18 protein-coding genes and 1 tRNA gene are annotated in these 16,022 nt (G+C 66.6%); 8 read left to right on the top strand and 11 right to left on the bottom strand.

Going from position 1 to position 16,022, the window contains the following annotated elements; all coding sequences use genetic code 11:
* Nucleotides 1-39 precede the first annotated feature (39 nt).
* A complete protein-coding gene (locus tag DWV11_RS14385; protein WP_011690592.1) occupies nucleotides 40-522 on the bottom strand; it encodes a CarD family transcriptional regulator in 483 nt (160 codons plus the stop codon).
* 307 nt (nucleotides 523-829) lie between these two features.
* Here DWV11_RS14385 and DWV11_RS14380 point away from each other — a divergent pair, with 307 nt between their 5' ends.
* A complete protein-coding gene (locus DWV11_RS14380; RefSeq protein ID WP_115789586.1) occupies nucleotides 830-1,396 on the top strand; it encodes a hypothetical protein in 567 nt (188 codons plus the stop codon).
* Between the two features lie 86 nt (nucleotides 1,397-1,482).
* Here DWV11_RS14380 and DWV11_RS14375 read toward each other — a convergent pair whose 3' ends face one another.
* Entirely contained in the window at nucleotides 1,483-2,163 is a 681-nt protein-coding gene (locus DWV11_RS14375; protein WP_115789585.1) for a response regulator transcription factor, read from the bottom strand.
* Entirely contained in the window at nucleotides 2,160-3,365 is a 1,206-nt protein-coding gene (locus DWV11_RS14370) for a sensor histidine kinase (protein WP_115789584.1), read from the bottom strand. The genes DWV11_RS14375 and DWV11_RS14370 overlap by 4 nt, the downstream gene beginning before the upstream one ends.
* Nucleotides 3,366-3,585: 220 nt before the next feature.
* On the opposite strand from DWV11_RS14370, the gene phoU reads away from it, so the two are divergent.
* Nucleotides 3,586-4,239 (top strand): phosphate signaling complex protein PhoU, encoded by a 654-nt coding sequence (gene phoU / locus DWV11_RS14365; protein ID WP_115789583.1) that lies wholly within the window; start codon nucleotides 3,586-3,588, stop codon nucleotides 4,237-4,239.
* A 141-nt stretch (nucleotides 4,240-4,380) separates the two neighbouring features.
* Here phoU and DWV11_RS14360 read toward each other — a convergent pair whose 3' ends face one another.
* Entirely contained in the window at nucleotides 4,381-5,127 is a 747-nt protein-coding gene (locus DWV11_RS14360) for a phosphoglyceromutase (RefSeq protein ID WP_115789582.1), read from the bottom strand.
* Nucleotides 5,128-5,218: 91 nt separating this feature from the next.
* Between DWV11_RS14360 and DWV11_RS14355 the strand changes: the two genes are divergently transcribed.
* Complete coding sequence (locus DWV11_RS14355) at nucleotides 5,219-6,049, top strand: class I SAM-dependent methyltransferase (RefSeq protein ID WP_115789581.1); 831 nt, start codon at nucleotides 5,219-5,221, stop codon at nucleotides 6,047-6,049.
* Here the strand turns inward: DWV11_RS14355 and DWV11_RS14350 are convergent.
* Both DWV11_RS14350 and DWV11_RS14345 read right to left on the bottom strand, forming a co-directional pair.
* Nucleotides 6,037-6,387, bottom strand: coding sequence for a DUF2516 family protein (locus tag DWV11_RS14350; protein ID WP_115789580.1), 351 nt, complete (start codon nucleotides 6,385-6,387; stop codon nucleotides 6,037-6,039). The two genes, DWV11_RS14355 and DWV11_RS14350, sit on opposite strands and share 13 nt — an antisense overlap.
* Nucleotides 6,388-6,404: 17 nt before the next feature.
* Entirely contained in the window at nucleotides 6,405-7,589 is a 1,185-nt protein-coding gene (locus DWV11_RS14345) for a trans-sulfuration enzyme family protein (protein ID WP_115789579.1), read from the bottom strand.
* A 186-nt stretch (nucleotides 7,590-7,775) separates the two neighbouring features.
* On the opposite strand from DWV11_RS14345, the gene tmk reads away from it, so the two are divergent.
* The 3 genes from tmk to DWV11_RS14330 are packed head-to-tail and all read left to right on the top strand — an operon-like array spanning nucleotide 7,776 to nucleotide 11,213.
* Nucleotides 7,776-8,435 carry a dTMP kinase gene (gene tmk, locus DWV11_RS14340; protein ID WP_115789578.1) on the top strand — a complete coding sequence of 220 codons (660 nt, stop codon included), beginning with the start codon at nucleotides 7,776-7,778 and terminating at the stop codon, nucleotides 8,433-8,435.
* Nucleotides 8,432-9,577, top strand: coding sequence for a DNA polymerase III subunit delta' (locus DWV11_RS14335; protein WP_115789577.1), 1,146 nt, complete (start codon nucleotides 8,432-8,434; stop codon nucleotides 9,575-9,577). The genes tmk and DWV11_RS14335 overlap by 4 nt, the downstream gene beginning before the upstream one ends.
* A 49-nt stretch (nucleotides 9,578-9,626) precedes the next feature.
* Nucleotides 9,627-11,213: an alpha/beta hydrolase gene (locus DWV11_RS14330; protein WP_115789576.1), complete on the top strand. Its 1,587-nt coding sequence runs from the start codon at nucleotides 9,627-9,629 to the stop codon at nucleotides 11,211-11,213.
* A gap of 23 nt (nucleotides 11,214-11,236) precedes the next feature.
* Here DWV11_RS14330 and DWV11_RS14325 read toward each other — a convergent pair whose 3' ends face one another.
* On the bottom strand, nucleotides 11,237-11,977 hold the full coding sequence (locus DWV11_RS14325; protein ID WP_245953654.1) for an HAD-IA family hydrolase: 741 nt from the start codon (nucleotides 11,975-11,977) through the stop codon (nucleotides 11,237-11,239).
* 265 nt (nucleotides 11,978-12,242) lie between these two features.
* On the opposite strand from DWV11_RS14325, the gene DWV11_RS14320 reads away from it, so the two are divergent.
* Nucleotides 12,243-12,315: transfer RNA gene (locus DWV11_RS14320), tRNA-Thr, on the top strand.
* 96 nt (nucleotides 12,316-12,411) lie between these two features.
* Here DWV11_RS14320 and DWV11_RS14315 read toward each other — a convergent pair.
* Complete coding sequence (locus DWV11_RS14315; RefSeq protein WP_115789574.1) at nucleotides 12,412-13,311, bottom strand: alcohol dehydrogenase catalytic domain-containing protein; 900 nt, start codon at nucleotides 13,309-13,311, stop codon at nucleotides 12,412-12,414.
* A 104-nt stretch (nucleotides 13,312-13,415) separates the two neighbouring features.
* Here DWV11_RS14315 and DWV11_RS14310 point away from each other — a divergent pair, with 104 nt between their 5' ends.
* Nucleotides 13,416-13,811, top strand: coding sequence for a winged helix-turn-helix transcriptional regulator (locus DWV11_RS14310; protein ID WP_115789573.1), 396 nt, complete (start codon nucleotides 13,416-13,418; stop codon nucleotides 13,809-13,811).
* Nucleotides 13,812-13,869: 58 nt separating this feature from the next.
* Here DWV11_RS14310 and DWV11_RS14305 read toward each other — a convergent pair whose 3' ends face one another.
* The 3 genes from DWV11_RS14305 to DWV11_RS14295 all read right to left on the bottom strand — a co-directional run bounded on the left by DWV11_RS14305 (nucleotide 13,870) and on the right by DWV11_RS14295 (nucleotide 15,959).
* Complete coding sequence (locus DWV11_RS14305) at nucleotides 13,870-14,709, bottom strand: aldo/keto reductase (protein WP_115789572.1); 840 nt, start codon at nucleotides 14,707-14,709, stop codon at nucleotides 13,870-13,872.
* A gap of 145 nt (nucleotides 14,710-14,854) precedes the next feature.
* The gene (locus DWV11_RS14300) at nucleotides 14,855-15,295 is read right to left on the bottom strand and encodes a hypothetical protein (RefSeq protein WP_115789609.1); all 441 of its coding nucleotides are present in this window, start codon (nucleotides 15,293-15,295) and stop codon (nucleotides 14,855-14,857) included.
* A 7-nt stretch (nucleotides 15,296-15,302) separates the two neighbouring features.
* On the bottom strand, nucleotides 15,303-15,959 hold the full coding sequence (locus DWV11_RS14295) for a bacterial proteasome activator family protein (protein WP_115789571.1): 657 nt from the start codon (nucleotides 15,957-15,959) through the stop codon (nucleotides 15,303-15,305).
* Nucleotides 15,960-16,022 lie beyond the last annotated feature (63 nt).

Below are 16,022 nucleotides of genomic sequence, written 5' to 3'. Positions count from 1 at the left end.
AACCCCGGCGGCACCGTAGGTGCCGCCGGGGTTCAATTCTCAGGAAGCCAGGACCTCGTCGAGAACGCTTGCTGCCTTCTCTTCGTCGGTCTTTTCCGCCAGGGCCAATTCCGAAATCAGAATCTGCCGGGCCTTGGCCAGCATCCGCTTTTCACCTGCGGACAGGCCCCGGTCGTGATCCCGGCGCCACAGGTCACGGACGACCTCTGCGACCTTGATGACGTCACCGGAAGCAAGCTTCTCCAGGTTTGCCTTGTAACGACGCGACCAGTTGGTGGGTTCCTCGGTGAACTCGGCACGGAGGACATCGAAAACGTGCTCCAAGCCTTCCTTGCCCACTACGTCACGAACCCCAACAAGGTCAACGTTCTCTGCTGGAACTTCAATGGTCAGATCACCCTGAGCCACCTTGAGCTTGAGATACATCTTCTCTTCGCCCTTAATGGTGCGCATCTTGATTTCCTCAATTTTCGCTGCACCGTGGTGAGGGTAAACTACTGTCTCGCCGACCTCAAAAACCATGTGGACTTTCCCCTTTCCCGCAGACTAGTTTATCACGTTTAAGGCATACGACTGGCCCTGGCGGCGGGCGGGAAGCCCGGAATCACGCGGAAATCGGCCAATTTGCCCCCGGCGAACCCCCTTGACGAACGCGTTCAAAAGTGCATTCAGGCGGGTGGCGCGGGTCCTGGGCGGGTCCTGGACGCTCCGCGGGACGGCAGCCACATTGCGCACACAAATCCTTGTTTCGTGTAGTTTGCCGATAGGCTATGGCTGAAAAGTGTTCCAATGACCTCTTAGAGGAGTACGTGTCGTGCGCAAAACTGCGATGAACCGTGTCCAGCGCGGGAAGCTGGCCATGGCGGCTGTGGCCATCGGTGCCGGCCTTCTGTCCGTAACGGGTTGCGGCTACATCAACGCCCAGCAGACCAGCCACCAGTACGCAGCCTCGGACGGGGTCAGGGCAGACCTCGGTTCGCTGCAGTTGCGCAACATCATGATTGTCTCCACCGCTGAGGACAAGCCGGGCCGAGTGATCGGTGCCGTGTTCAATCAGTCCTCCAGCAACGCAACCTTGGTGATCAACGGCGCGAACGGCGCCCAGACCAGCATCCCGGTGAAGGCGAAGTCCCAGACCTACCTCAACGAGGACAGCGATGCTGCCATCCTCAGCAGCACCGGAGGAAAGCCCGGTTCCCTGGTGACCGTGTCCATCTCCGCGGGTTCGGATTCGTCCAAGCTGCAGGTCCCGGTCATGGACGGCTCCCTGGTCGAGTACCAGAAGTACCTGCCGGCCAGCGCGAGCCCGACGGCGACGCCCGGCTCGACTTCCAGCGAAGGCGCCAGCGACCACGCGAGCGAACCGGCAGCGACGCCGAGCGAGTCGGGCCACTAAGGCATTCCGCCGGTCCAGGCGGACCAAAAGGAGGGCCTCCCATGGAGGCCCTCCTTTTCGCGTGGGCGCTGCTTTCGGCTCTGTGCCTACGGCTCGAACTTGTAGCCAAGGCCCCGCACGGTCACCAGGTAGCGTGGCGCCGAGGGATCCGGTTCGATCTTGCCGCGCAGCCGTTTGACGTGGACGTCCAGGGTCTTGGTGTCGCCGACGTAGTCGGATCCCCAGACGCGGTCGATCAACTGGCCGCGGGTCAGCACCCGGCCCGAGTTGCGCAGAAGCATTTCCAGGAGTTCGAACTCCTTCAGCGGCAGCGCCACCTGTTCGCCGTTGACGCTGACGACGTGCCGTTCGATGTCCATGCGTACGGGGCCGGCCTGCACGGTGGAGGTGATGAGTTCCTCGGGCTCGCCCTGGCGGCGGAGCACGGCACGGACCCGGGCCACCAATTCACGCGAGGAATACGGCTTGGTGACGTAGTCGTCGGCGCCGAGCTCCAGTCCCACCACCTTATCGATTTCCGAATCCTTGGCGGTCAGCATGATGACCGGCACGCCCGAACGCTGGCGCAGCTGCCGGCAGACCTCGGTTCCGGGGGTACCGGGAAGCTGGAGGTCCAGCAGCACGAGGTCGGCACCGTTGCGGTCGAATTCCACGAGGGCGTCAGTGCCGTTGTCCACCACCTGGACATCGAAGCCCTCCTTGCCCAGCAAATAGGACAAGGGGTCGCTGAAGGACTCCTCGTCCTCCACAATGAGTATCCTGCTCAAGCACTCGCTCCTTGCTCATGGGCGCCTGGCGCGCCCGCGGTCTGAATGGCGCCGCGGGTTGGTGCCCCGGCGTCGTCGGCGCCCTGGCCCTCAAGCTCAGGCAGCCGAATGGTGAAGGTCGATCCCTGGCCGGGCTGGGACCACAGCGTCACTTCGCCGCCGTGGTTGGACACCACGTGCTTGACGATGCTCAGGCCCAAGCCAGTGCCGCCGGTCTGCCGGGACCGGGCGGCATCCACCCGGTAGAAGCGCTCGAAGACCCGCTCCTGTTCCTCGGGGCTGATCCCTTCGCCCTGGTCGGTAACCGAAATGGCGACGACGCCCTCCTTTGACCGGACCCCGACGCCCACCCGGGTGTTCTCCGGCGAGTAGCGGATCGCGTTGTCAATGAGGTTGCGCAGGGCGGTCACCAGGAGGTCCTGGTCGCCGAAGACATGGGATTCGCAGCGCCCGCCCACCACGATCGTGATGTTCTTGCTCTCGGCCGGGAGCTGGGAACGGTCCACGGCTTCTGCCACCACGTTGTTGATGTCCACGGCATGGCCCTGCTGGGCCACGTTGGCCCCCTGCAGCCGGGAAAGCTCGATGATGTCCTGCACCAGGGCGGCCAGGCGGCCGGACTCCTTGTGCATGCGCCGGGCGAAGCGGCGGACGGCTTCTTCGTCGTCGGGGCTGGCTTCAAGGGCTTCGGCGAGCAGCGAGATCGCGCCCACCGGGGTCTTCAGCTCGTGCGAGACGTTCGCAACGAAGTCATTGCGGATCTCCTCGGTGCGGGTGATCTCGGTGCGGTCATCGGCAAGCAGCACGATGTATTCCCAGCCAAGCATGGCGGCCCGGACCTGGACCACGATGCTGCCCTTGCCCATCGGCCCCCGGGGAAGTTCGAGGGTTTCCTCCAGGATGACGCCGTCGCGGCGGACCTTCGCGGTCATGTCCAGGAGTTGCTTGTGAACCACGGTGTGCCCGCGGACGAGACCGTATGCGTAGGCGGCGGGGCTGGCACGGACGACTCCGTCGATTGCGTCCACCACCACGAACGCGCGCCCGACGACGGAGAGGACTTCCGCGGCGCCTTCCGGCAGGAGGGGTTCGTCGACCTCGACATCGACGATGGTGCGCTGCCGCTCGCTGAGCCTGAAAGCGAGCACCCCCAAGACACCGCAAGACAAGCCGATAAGGCCGGCGATGACACCGACGAGCACTGGATCCACGCCTCCAGCATATGCGTTCACAACACGTCGAATTCGGCTCGGGCAGCCAAACGGGCCCGGTTCAACTAACGTTCATCTAAAGATGCGCAGCCGTTCACCACGCACTGCCACCCTTGCTGGTTGGACAATATAGCAGTGCGCGCCGTACAGCCGCGCTGCGGGGATGCACTGCACGAATGTACTGCAGGAACGTACAGAGAGAGGACGCCACGTGCGCAAGGTTTTTCAGGAGGAACTCACCCAGGTGGGCGAAGACCTCATCGAGATCTCAAAGCTGGTCACGGAGGCGATCCGGAACGCTACCACGGCGTTCGAGGGAGCCGATGTGGACCTCGCACAGGATGTCATCGCGGCCGATGCCCGCATCGACTTCCTGCAGAACAGCCTGGACGAGCGCGCCATCGATATCCTCGCCCTGCAGGGGCCGGTGGCCAGCGACCTGCGCATGATCGTGGGTTCGCTGCGGATGAGCGCCTCGCTGGAGCGCATGGGCGACCTCGCCCGCCACGTGGCACAGCTCGCACGCCTGCGCTTCCCGGCCACCGTGATTCCGGAGGCCCTGACCGCGACCTTCAAGGAAATGGCGCAGATCGACCTCGACATCAGCCTCAAGGTCACCCAGTTGCTCGAAACCCGCGACCTCGAGGTTGCCCGCGACATCGTCAAGCTGAACATCGCCCTCGATGACCTGCACCTGAGCGTGTTCAAGGCGATCGCCGAGCCCTCCTGGCAGGAGACGCCGTCGACTACCGTGGACGTTGCCCTGGCGAGCCGCTACTTCGAACGCTTCGCCGACCACGGTGTTTCTGTTGCCCGCAAGGTCAGCTACCTGGTCACCGGCGAGTGGCAGCCGGAAGGCTTCTGACACTGCCTTAACAAACGACGTCGGCCGCTTGCCTTGCGAGGTAAGCGGCCGACGTCGTTTAACACAACGCGGAGTGTGTCCTTCGGCCGGAGTGCGTCAAAGCGACGAAGGAGCAGCACCCGGCGAAGGGCACGCGGAGCTTTACTTCTTGCCCTGGGCGGCGACGGCCTTGATGGACTCGGCAGCGGCCTCGGGGTCGAGGTAGGTGCCGCCGCGGTTGATCGGCTGGAAGTCCTCGTCCAGTTCGTACACCAGCGGGATACCGGTGGGGATGTTCAGGCCGGCGATGTCGTCATCGCTGATGCCGTCGAGGTGCTTGACGAGGGCCCGCAGGGAGTTGCCGTGCGCAGTGACCAGGACGGTCTTGCCGGCCTTGAGGTCTTCCTTGATGTCCGATTCCCAGTACGGCAGCAGGCGCACGAGGACGTCCTTGAGGCATTCCGTGCGGGGCAGGGCGTCACCGAGGCCGGCGTAGCGGGGGTCGTTGACCTGCGAGAACTCGCTGTCGTCGGAGAGGGGCGGCGGCGGGGTGTCGTAGCTGCGGCGCCATTCCATGAACTGCTCTTCGCCGAACTCGGCGAGGGTCTGGGCCTTGTCCTTGCCCTGCAGGGCGCCGTAGTGGCGCTCGTTGAGGCGCCAGTCGCGCTTGACCGGGATCCAGCCACGGTCGGCCTTGTCCAGGGCGATGTTGGCGGTGTTGATCGCGCGCTTGAGCAAGGAGGTGTAGAGGATGTCCGGGAGAACGTTGTTCTCAACCAGGAGCTCCCCGCCGCGGGCTGCTTCCGCGCGGCCTTGGTCGTTCAGGTCGACGTCCACCCAGCCGGTGAACAGGTTCTTGGCGTTCCAGTCGCTGTGGCCGTGGCGCAGCAGAATCAGCTTGTAAGTCATGGTCCTCATCCTATCCGAGCGGCACCTGCCGTTGCCGGGCGTTACGCCCGACGGCGGCCTGACCGGGCGGAGCGGCGGCTAACCTTGGAGAGTGGTCCAGAAAGCGGAACGGGTAACAGGCAGGCACGGCAAGCCGGTAGGCAACATCACCCGCGGCACCACCAATCCCAACCGCATGCGCCGGCTGGACCGCTGGCTGGCCGGACCGCAGGCCTGGCGGCTGCGCGCCGCCGTCGACCCCTTGGTAGTGGACCTGGGCTACGGCGCCTCGCCGGCCACCGCCGTCGAACTCTTTGAGCGGCTGCAGGCCGTGCGCCCGGATGTGCGCGTGTGCGGGATCGAGATCGAACCGGAGCGCGTGCGCCTGGCCAAGGAACTCGAGCGGCCCGGACTGAGCTTCCAGCTGGGCGGATTCGAACTGCCGGTTCCCGGGAGACCGGTGCTGGTGCGCGCCTTCAACGTGCTGCGGCAGTACGAGGAGGACGATGTGGCGGCGATCTGGCAACTGGTGTGCTCCCGCCTGGCTCCGGGCGGACTGTTCATCGACGGCACCTGCGACGAGATCGGCCGGCGGATGAGCTGGGTGGCCCTCGGTATCGGCGGACCGTTGAGCCTGAGCTTTTCGGTGCGTTTCGGCAGCTTCGAACTGCCCTCCGACATCGCCGAACGGCTGCCCAAAGCCCTCATCCACCGCAACGTACCCGGAGAAAAAATCCACACCTTCCTGCAGGCGATGGACCAGGCATGGCTGGCGGCCGCGCCCATGGCGTCCTTCGGCAAGCGCCAACGCTGGACGGCGATGTGCGCTGCGCTGCACGACGCCGGCTGGCCGGTCCAGGACGGGCCTTCACGCTGGCGGCTGGGCGAACTGACCGTTGACTGGATGGCGGTGGCCCCGCCCGGGAGCGGTTACCAGCCGTAAGGGCCCTGCCCGTAGGGGCCCTGGCTGCGGCCGCTGTTGCCGATTTCCCGCAGGGCCGGGCGGACATCGGCCAGGTAGACGCTGGCCGCGGTGACGGCTGCGACGGCGAAGATCCCCAGACTGCCGCCTCCGACGAAGACGGTGAAAGCGCCGATGACTGCCGAAGTACCGGTCATAGCGAGCCAGAAAGTCTTGGTGCGCTTGAACGCTGCCTCAAACTGGGCGGGCTTGTAGCGCAGGCAGTCCACCAGCGCCCACAGCTCCAGCCCGAAGGCAATCAAGCCCAGGATGAAGTAGATTCCGGCCTGGATGGTTCCGATCAAGAATTTTCCGTCCACGGGCTAAGCGTACCGAACTAGCCGTCGAGGGAAGCCAGCGCCTGCTCCAGGTCCGCCCACAGGTCCTCGACGTTCTCGATGCCCACGCTCATCCGGACCAGGTTCTCCGGGACGCTCTGCGGTTCGGCTGCGTGCCGGCGCCGGCGTTCGATGAGGGACTCGACTCCGCCCAGGGAGGTGGCCGGGATCCAGAGGCGGAGCGCCTTCACGAACTGGTCTGCGGCGTCGGCTGCGCTCCGGGAAGCGTCGCCCGCCACCTGGATGCAGAGGATGGAGCCGAAGCCCTTCATCTGCTTCCTGGCGCGCTCATGGCCGGGGTCGTGCGGCAGGCCGGGGAAACGGATGCTTTCCACCCGCGGATGGTCCTTCAGCCGCTCGGCAAGGGTTGCTGCCGAGGCCTGTGAGCGCTCCACGCGCAGCGCCAGGGTGCGCAGGCCCCGCAGCGCGAGCCAGGCTTCGAAGGGCCCGGCGATGCCGCCGTGGATGGTGCGCTGGTGCAGCAGTTCGGCGCGGAGCTCCGGGTTGGACGTCACCAAAGCGCCGAGGACGACGTCGGAATGGCCGGCCAGGTACTTGGTCACCGAATGGAGCACGACGTCGGAGCCCAGGCCGAGCGGCTGCTGCACGAGGGGTGTGGAGAAGGTGTTGTCGGTGACGACGACCGCCCCGGCGGCATGGGCCGCGTCCGTGAGGGCCCGGACATCGGCGATGCCGAGCATCGGGTTGGTGGGGCTTTCCAGCCAGAGCATGTCCGCGGCCTTGCCGTCCTCCGGGGCCAGCAGTGCCTTCACGGCATCGGTGTCCGCGATGTCCGCTGTGCGCAGTTCAATGTGCCCCTTGGCTGCGAGTTCCGAGGCCATCACGAGGGAGCCGGAGTAGCTGTGCGACGGCATGACCAGGACCCCGCCCGCGGGGATCAGTGACAGGGCAGAGCTGACCGCGGCAAGTCCCGAGGCGTAAAGAAGGCCGGGGAGCTCCGCGCCTTCAAGTTGCGCCAGCGCTTCCTCGAACGGGTCCCAGGTGGGGTTCGCGTACCGCCCGTAGCCCCGGTCGCCGTCGCCGAGCGCACCCGTCCCGTAGTAGGTGGAAGACAGAACGATGGGCGGGTTCACCGCTTCGTCGTGCGCGCGTTCGGGGCGGCCGGCAGCGACCACCACGGTATCGGCCGACAGTTCAGCGGCATGCTCTCGCGAAAGGCTCATGGCTACAAGGGTAGTTCCCCACCCGCCGTCCCTAACCTCCGCTGCGTCCCCACCAGCTCCCAAGCCTCGCTGCGCTCGACTTGGGCCCCTCGCCGGTGTGGGCCCACCCACCACGGAACCGGGCAGCGTGGGCCCAGCGAAGGCCACGAACGGAGCCTGTCAGGGATCCTCTGTAACCTTAGATCCGTGACTACGCAGAGCCGAGGAATCTTCATCGCCTTCGAGGGCGGGGACGGAGCCGGCAAGTCCACGCAGGCCGCCCGCCTGGCCGAGGCCCTCGAATCCCTTGGCCATACCGTATTGCGGACCCGTGAGCCCGGCGGAACGCCCATCGGCGAGAAGCTGCGTTCCCTTGTGCTGGACCACGGCCACGGCACCATCGACGCCCGCACCGAGGCACTGATGTTCGCCGCCTCACGGGCCGCCCATGCGCACCAGGTGATCCGGCCTGCTTTAGCGGAGGGCACCGTCGTCATCACCGACCGCTACATCGACTCTTCGGTGGCGTACCAGGGTGCCGGCCGCGGGCTGGGCACCGCCGAGGTCCGCAACCTGAACGAATGGGCCACCGAAAACCTGGTGCCGGACCTGACGGTGCTGTTGGACGTCCACCCGGAGGACGGCCGCGAGCGGCGCACCGCCGGCAACGCCGGCGAGGACCGCCTCGAATCGGAACCGGACGACTTCCATTCCCGCATCCGCCACGCTTTCCTGGAACTGGCGGCGGCCAGGCCGGCATCATATCTGGTGCTCGCGGCGAAGGACCCGGTGGAGGACCTCGCCGAACGCATCCTCGAACGGGTCAGGCAACTGCTGGAATCCCCCGTCTCCGGAGGCCGGCCGTGACCGTCTGGGACGACCTTCAGGGCCAGGCACCGGTGGTGGCCCAGCTCCGGCAGGCTGCGCAGGGCGAGGGGCTCACGCATGCCTGGCTGTTCACGGGACCGCCGGGTTCGGGGCGGTCGAACGCCGCCAAGGCCTTTGCCGCTGCCCTGAACTGCGAACAGGAAGACGTCGCCCTGCGCGGCTGCGGCGAATGCCATTCCTGCCACACGATCCTGGCCGAAACCCATTCGGATGTGACCTTCGTCCGCACCGAGAAGCTCACTATCACCATCGAGGAAGCCCGGCAGCTGGTGGCCAAGGCAGGTGACCGGCCGTCGTCGGGCCGTTGGCGGATCATCGTGGTGGAAGACGCCGACCGCATGGCCGAGCGCACCACGAACGTGCTGCTGAAGGCGATCGAGGAACCCACACCCCGCACCATCTGGATGCTGTGCGCCCCCTCCCCCGCGGACGTGCTCGTTACCATCCGCTCCCGCTGCCGCCCGGTGGGACTGCGGCTTCCGCCGGCGGCCGAGGTCGCCGCGCTGCTGGTCCGGCGCGACGGCGTCGAACCGGACCTTGCCGACCGCGCGGCCCGGGCGGCGCAAAGCCATGTGGGGATCGCCAGGCGTCTGGCCCGCGACCCCGAGGCCCGCGCCCGGCGGCTGGAAACGGTCCGTTTCCCCCTAGGGCTGCGCGGCGTGACCGCCGCCGTCATGATGGCCGAGAAGCTCGTGAAGATCGCCACGGACGAGGCGAACAGTTCAAACGAGGAACGCGACGCCGCCGAAAAGGCCGCGCTCCTGGCAAGCCTCGGGGCACCGGACACCGGGACACTGCCGCCCGCGATGCGCAGCCAGGTCAAACAGCTTGAAGACGACCAGAAGCGCCGCGCCAAACGCTCCATCACGGACTCCCTGGACCGCACGCTCACCGATCTGCTCTCCTTCTACCGCGACGTCCTGATTATCCAGCTGGGGAACGCCGTGGACCTGGTCAACGTTGAACTCAGGAGCGAACTGGAAGCCTACGCCGCGGGTTCGACCCCGGAGATCACCTTGGCCCGCATGGACGCCATCAACAAGGCACGGGTGCGGATCACCACCAGCAATGTGGCACCGCTGCTCGCGGTGGAGTCCATGGCAAGCAGCCTGATTCAATAACAGCCAGTACCCCTGCACCCGCATCCAGCGCAGTAATGAGGAGAACCGCATGAACCCCGCAACACTCCGGCCCGGACAGCACCGGCGGCCCCCCTTGCGCCGCGTCGCGGGCGCGATTGCGGCGGCACTTTCGGCCGGCCTCCTGCTCAGTGGCTGCGTGTTCTCCCTGCCGCTCGGCGGGAGCTCCGGAGGCGGCTCCACGACCAGCAGCGGCCCGAACCAGGACAGCCTCAAGTCCGTTCCGAAAGGGCTTGAGTCCTTCTACTCCCAGAACGTTCGCTGGAGCTCCTGCGAAAGCGGCTTCCAATGCGCCAACATCAAGGTGCCCACCGACTACGCCCACCCCGAAGCGGGCAACATTGTGATCGCCGCGATCCGGCTCCCTGCACGCGGCGGCAAGAAGGGCTCCATCCTGGTGAACCCCGGCGGCCCTGGCGCCTCCGGCTACGACTTCGTCCGGGACGCCGGCAAGAGCCACTTCACGGCGAAGCTGAGGGCCGGTTTTGACCTGGTGGGCTTCGATCCGCGCGGTGTGAAGCGCTCGGCCCCCGTTACCTGCCTCAGCGACATCGAGCGGGACGAGTCCCGCGAAAAGGTGTACCACTACGACACCGACGCCGGCCTCCAGGCGGCCATTGCCGACAACAAGGAGATCATCGCCAAATGCGTTGAGAAATCCGGCCCCGCCCTCGGCCACATCGACACCGTCAGCTCGGCGAAGGACATGGACATCCTCCGGGCCCTGCTCGGCGACAACAAGCTCAACTACATGGGCTTCTCCTATGGGACGTCCCTCGGGGCCACCTACGCTGAGCAGTTTCCCGACAACGTTGGCCGGCTCGTGCTGGACGGGGCTGTTGACCTGGCCCTCAGCAACGAGGACCTGACGTCCCAGCAGGCAGCCGCCTTCGAAAAGTCCCTCCGCAGCTACGTGGAGGACTGCCTGGGTCAGTCGGACTGCCCGTTGTCCGGCAGCGTGGATGACGGCATCCGCCAGATCCAGGACCTTGTCTCCAGCGTCGACGCCAATCCGGAACCGGCCGACGACGGCCGGCTGGTCACCGGCCCCACACTGGTCAGCGGCCTGTACACGCCGCTCTACGACGACTCCTCCTGGCCCGTGCTCACGCAGGCGCTGAGCTCCGCCTTCGACGGAGACCTCTCCCTCATGCTGCGCATCGCCGACCTGGGTGCCGACCGTAACCCGGATGGCACCTACAGCTCCAACACGGGGTTCGCCTTCAACGCCATCAACTGCCTCGACTATCCCATGGTCACCGATACAGCAGGAATGCGGGCCGAGGCTGCCCGGCTCAAGAAGGTGGCGCCCACCTTCGGCCCCTACTTTGCCTACGGCGGACTGAACTGCAGGGACTGGCCGTTCAAGCCTGTCGGTTCCCCGGAGCCCGCCAAGTACTCGGGCCAGTCCCCGATCGTCGTCATCGGCACCACTGGTGATCCCGCCACTCCGCTCGCCTGGGCCGAGGCCATGCGCAAGCAGCTGGGGAACGCATCCCTGGTGACCTGGCAGGGCGAAGGACACACCGCCTATGGCCGCTCCAACCGCTGCGTCTCCACCGCCGTCGACGACTACTTCCTGAACGGCAAGCTGCCCGTCGACGGCACCCGCTGCTAACTCCGCTGCAGCCGGGCGCCCCGCTAGAGCCGGGCCGCGCGGGGTTCCAGGAGTGCCGGCAGGTTCCTGATGGAAGGCACGACGTCGGTAGCCCCCGCAGCGCGGAGTGTCGCCTCCGAGTGGGATCCGCTGAGGACTCCCACCACAGCGGAAGCGCCCGCCCGCACGCCCGACAGCATGTCGGAACTGGCGTCGCCGACGACCACGACCTCTCTGACGTCGTCCACGTCGAGGGCCAGGACTGCGGTGAGGATCATGTCCGGGTAGGGGCGGCCACGGCCGGCGTCATCCGGGCACAGGCTGAGGTCCGCCTCCCCCATCCAGCCGAGGGATTCAAGGACCATATTCTGGGTGTGCCGGCCGAAGCCGGTGGCCAGGCAGACCTTCATGCCGGCGTCACGCAGCCAGGCGATGGTTTCCGCGGCGCCCTGGATGGCGCGGACCCCGCCGTCGGCGATCAGCTCGTCGTAGGCCAGCTCGAAGACCTTGTTGGCGCTCTCGGCTGTGCGCGGGTCGTCGAAGAGGTGGGTGAAGACCGTCGCCTTCGAGTACCCCATGGTGTCCCGGGCGTAGCCGAGCATGCTCTCGAAACGTGCGGACCCCGGCTCCACGCCGTGTTCGAGCAAGGCCCGCGCCATGGCCTGCTCGGTGCGGCCATCGTCGGTGATGGTGGTGCCCACCATGTCCAGCACCGCCAGCCTCAGTCGCGGAGGCCGTGTGTGTCCGTCACGGTTCCCGGTTGACCCCACGATATCCATGCTCATCGTTCCCCTTTGCTGGTGGGACCTGTGCGGGTCCCGGCCTCGGCGGCCGCCATCAACGGCCACGGTATTCCGCCCAGCTTCCGCCCGGCCCGCGACGGCCCGCTGAACCGTGCCTGACGGCTTGATGAACACCACCCCAAACCCTGTTCCGGCCTCCTCCGGGCCGCCCCTGCCGGGTGGGCCGAACCGTTTTGACCCGGGCGCGGTGGCTCCACTACAGTTGTGTCTTGCGTGATTCAGCCGGTGTTTCCGGAAGAACCGCGGTGCTTCGTTAGCTCAGTCGGTAGAGCGTTTCACTCGTAATGAAAAGGTCATCAGTTCGATTCTGATACGAAGCTCGGAAAAGCCCCGCCATTCCATGAATGGCGGGGCTTGTTTGTTTCCTGCGCGCTATCGGCCAAGCATGCGATCAGCCGCGCGGCCGGAAGTGGGCCTCACGGCACCAGGACGTAGCGGCCCCTGGTGCCGCCCGCGGCGACGGCCGCGATCGCTTCGGCAGCCCGCTCCAGCGGCCAGGTGGCGAACACGCGCGGCGCCAGCACGCCGTCGGCCGCCAACTCAAGATGCCCGGCAAGCTCGGTGCTGTCCGGGACCGCGACAAGCGCCGTCGTCGTCACCCGGTCCGAGTCAGGCAGGGTCGGGGGAACCAGCCCGACGTACGTCCCGCCGTCGGCGACGGCGTCCACGGCCGGCTCGCCCAGGGCCGCGGCGTCCAGCACCGCGTCGAAACGGGCCGTCCCGAGGCCGGCAACGATTTCCTCGGCGCCTGCCTCCTCAAGGAAGCCGACGTCGGCGGGCCGGGCGAACGCCGCGACCCGCCATCCCGCGCGGCGGGCGAGGGTGACGGCCAGGCCACCGACTGCACCCGCCGCCCCGGTGATGAGCAACGTTCCGGATGGTTCCCCCGCGAGGGCGATGGCCTGGGCAGCCGTGGAGGAATTCAGCGGGATGGTCGCCGCCCCGACGAAGTCCAGGGCATCCGGGATGACCGCGAGCGAGGCCGCGGGCAGCACGGCGTGATGGGCGAAGGTGCCGCGGGGCGAGACGAAGTCACCGCGGAACCCGGCCACCCGGGTGCCCGGGACCAGTTCCGGACGGTCTGCGGAAACACCGGGACCCACCGCGAGCACGGTCCCAGCGACATCCGCGCCGAGACCGATCGGGGCGTCTGCGGGAACCCAGCCCAGCTCCCGCGGCACGCCCGCTTCGATCATCGCGTCTACCGGGTTCACACCAGCGGCCCGCACCTCGAGCAATACTTCACCCGCACCGGGCGGCAGCTGCTCCAGCTTACGAAGTTCGATTCCGTCGGGCGTGGCGATGGCGGTCTTCATTTGTCCTCCTTCAAGGATTCGGCGGTTTTCCTCTCCGATCCTTCCGGCCGTACTCTCTTTTGGTAAGTAGGCACCTCAGAGTGCGTATCCCCCTCGGAGGTAACATGGCCACGACGACGGCGGCACAGCAGCGGGCAGCGCGGAAGCACGACTACGATGCATACCTCGCGGCGTGCCCCAGCCGCCAGCTCCTGGAGCGTATATCCAACAAGTGGGTGGTCCTGGTGCTCACCGAACTGGGCGACGGGCCCGCACGCTACTCCAAGATCGCCCGGGTTGTGGCAGGGGTGAGCCAGAAAATGCTGACCCAAACCCTGCGGAACCTCGAACGTGACGGCCTGGTGCATCGGGACGTCGAAGCGACCGTTCCGGTGACCGTGACCTACTCCCTGACGGAGCTTGGCAGTTCCCTGCTGAAGGTCATGGGCCAACTGAAGCTCTGGGCCGAAGACAACATGCCGGAGGTGTCCGCCGCCAGGGAACGGTACGACGGAGCATGAAAAACGCCAAAGGGTCCCGCGCTCGTGAGCGAGCGCGGGACCCTTTGTGGAGCCGTGTCTAGGCGAAGTCGGAAACCGCCGGGTCCGGGCCGATCCGGCCTTCGGCACCGCGGTCCAGGCCGTTGATGGCCTCGATGTCCGCTGCGTCAAGGGTGACGTCCAGCGATTCGAAGTTCTCCACGATCCGGGACGCGGTGACGGACTTCGGGATCACGACGTTGCCGATGGCCAGGTGCCAGGCGATGACGACCTGGGCCGGTGTGGCGCCGTGTTTGGCGGCGATGCCGGCGATCGTTTCGTCGGCCAACAGTTCACCGCCTTGGCCCAACGGGGACCAGGCCTGGGTCAGGATGCCGTTGGCGGCGTTGAATTCGCGCAGCTCCGCCTGGTTGAAGAAGGGGTGCAGTTCGATCTGGTGGATCGCCGGAACCACCCCGGTTTCGTCGATCAGGCGCTGCAGACCTTCCTTGCTGAAGTTGGAGACGCCGATGCTCTTGACGCGGCCGCGCTTCTGCAGCTCGATGAGTGCCTTCCAGGTGTCCACGTACTTGTCTTGCTTGGGCTGCATCCAGTGGATCAGGTAGAGATCAAGGGTCTCCAGGCCAAGGCGGTCCATGGAGGCTTCGAACGCCTCGAGAGTGGACTGGTAGCCCTGGTCTGCATTCCACAGCTTGGTGGTGATGAAGATTTCCTCGGGCTTCAGGCCGGAGGTTGCGATCGCGCGGCCCACACCCGACTCGTTGCCGTAGATCTTGGCGGTGTCGATATGGCGGTAGCCGGCCTCGAATGCCTGGCGGACTACCTTTTCGGCTACATCGTCCTCAACCTGCCAGACCCCGTAGCCGAGCTGGGGAATGGTGTTGCCGTCATTAAGAGTCAGATTCGGAGACGAAGTCATGGCATCCATCCTGCCAGCCGGGCCTGAGGCGGGTCACGGCTTTTGCGACGGCTAAGCTAGGCGCTTAATAATTGCACCCTTGGAATAAGCGCGCGTGCAGCTATCTGCCTGGCCAGCTGATTGCCGCTTTGCTGATTCGCGGTGCTCAGCGGCGCATCAGCCGTTCGGCTTCGTCGACGTGCTCGTGAACGGCTTCGGCCCGGCGGCGCACGGACGCCGCCCCCGCCTGCGCCGCAGGAGCAGCGAGGCGCAGCATCGCGGCGGCCTCCGCCGTCGTCGCAAGCGAGTTCCCCGCCTTGGACAAGGCGCGGTGGACACCGGCGAGCTGCCCGGGGATGTCCAGGCCCTCGCTGGGTGCGATCCGCTGGGCTTCGATGCACACCGCACGCACCCGGGCAGACAGCTCCGCCAGCTCATTGGCGATCACCACGAGCTCACCGTACAGCTGCTCGTCCTCCACGCCCTCCAGCACCTGGTGGTACCGGTCGAGACCGCGGTGGAAACGGTCATGGGCGCGCCGCCACAGACCCTTGCCAAGTTCGGTGTCATCCCTCCGCCCCTGGCGGAGTTCCCCAAAGAGACCCAAGCGAAACTCAGAGATACTGGCCGGGGCCGTGGTCCGGATCCTCGGCACCGCCGGACTGGCCGGGTCCGTGCTCGCTCCGGCGTGCCGGGGCGCGCTGTGGTTCGCCGTTGGCCCCGATGACGACGCCGGGCGCGATCATGGTTCCGGGTGGAAGCTGGCGTAGCTGCAGCTGGGCCGCGGCGTGTTCCCGGGCGGCCTGCTGGGCAGCGATTGCGGCCTGGATGCCGTGGAAGAGCCCTTCCAGCCAGCCGACCAGCTGGGCCTGGGCGATCCGCAGTTCGGCGTCCGAGGGCGGTTTATCCTCGGGGAAGGGCAGGCTGATCCTTTCGAGCTCCTCGATCAGCTCCGGGGCCAGGCCGTCCTCGAGTTCCTTGATGGAGCGTTCATGGATCTCGGCAAGCCGGCCACGCGCGGCATCGTCGAGCGGCGCACTCTTCACTTCCTCGAGAAGCTGCCTGACCATGGTGCCGATCCGCATCACTTTGGCCGGCTCGTCGACGAGGTCCTGGAGATGGTTCGGCTTCTTGGAACCGGCGTTGTCATCGCCGTCCCTGCCGGTTTCGGCCGCAGCGGTGCGCACGCCGGATCCGTCGTCGAGGGTGGTTCCTTCGACGGGGATGTCGTCGACGCCTTTGCTGTCCTCGGTCGCGTCCAGATCGCTCATGGCTTCATACTCTCACGTGGCCGCAAGCAGCCTGTCGTTCGTTTCTTTCGATGGTGGCTCCAC

This window comes from Arthrobacter silvisoli (assembly GCF_003369445.1).
Taxonomy (GTDB): Bacteria; Actinomycetota; Actinomycetes; order Actinomycetales; family Micrococcaceae; genus Arthrobacter; species Arthrobacter silvisoli.
The sequence above is the reverse complement of the archived record's forward strand: the minus strand, read 5'-3'. Positions and strand labels throughout refer to the sequence as shown.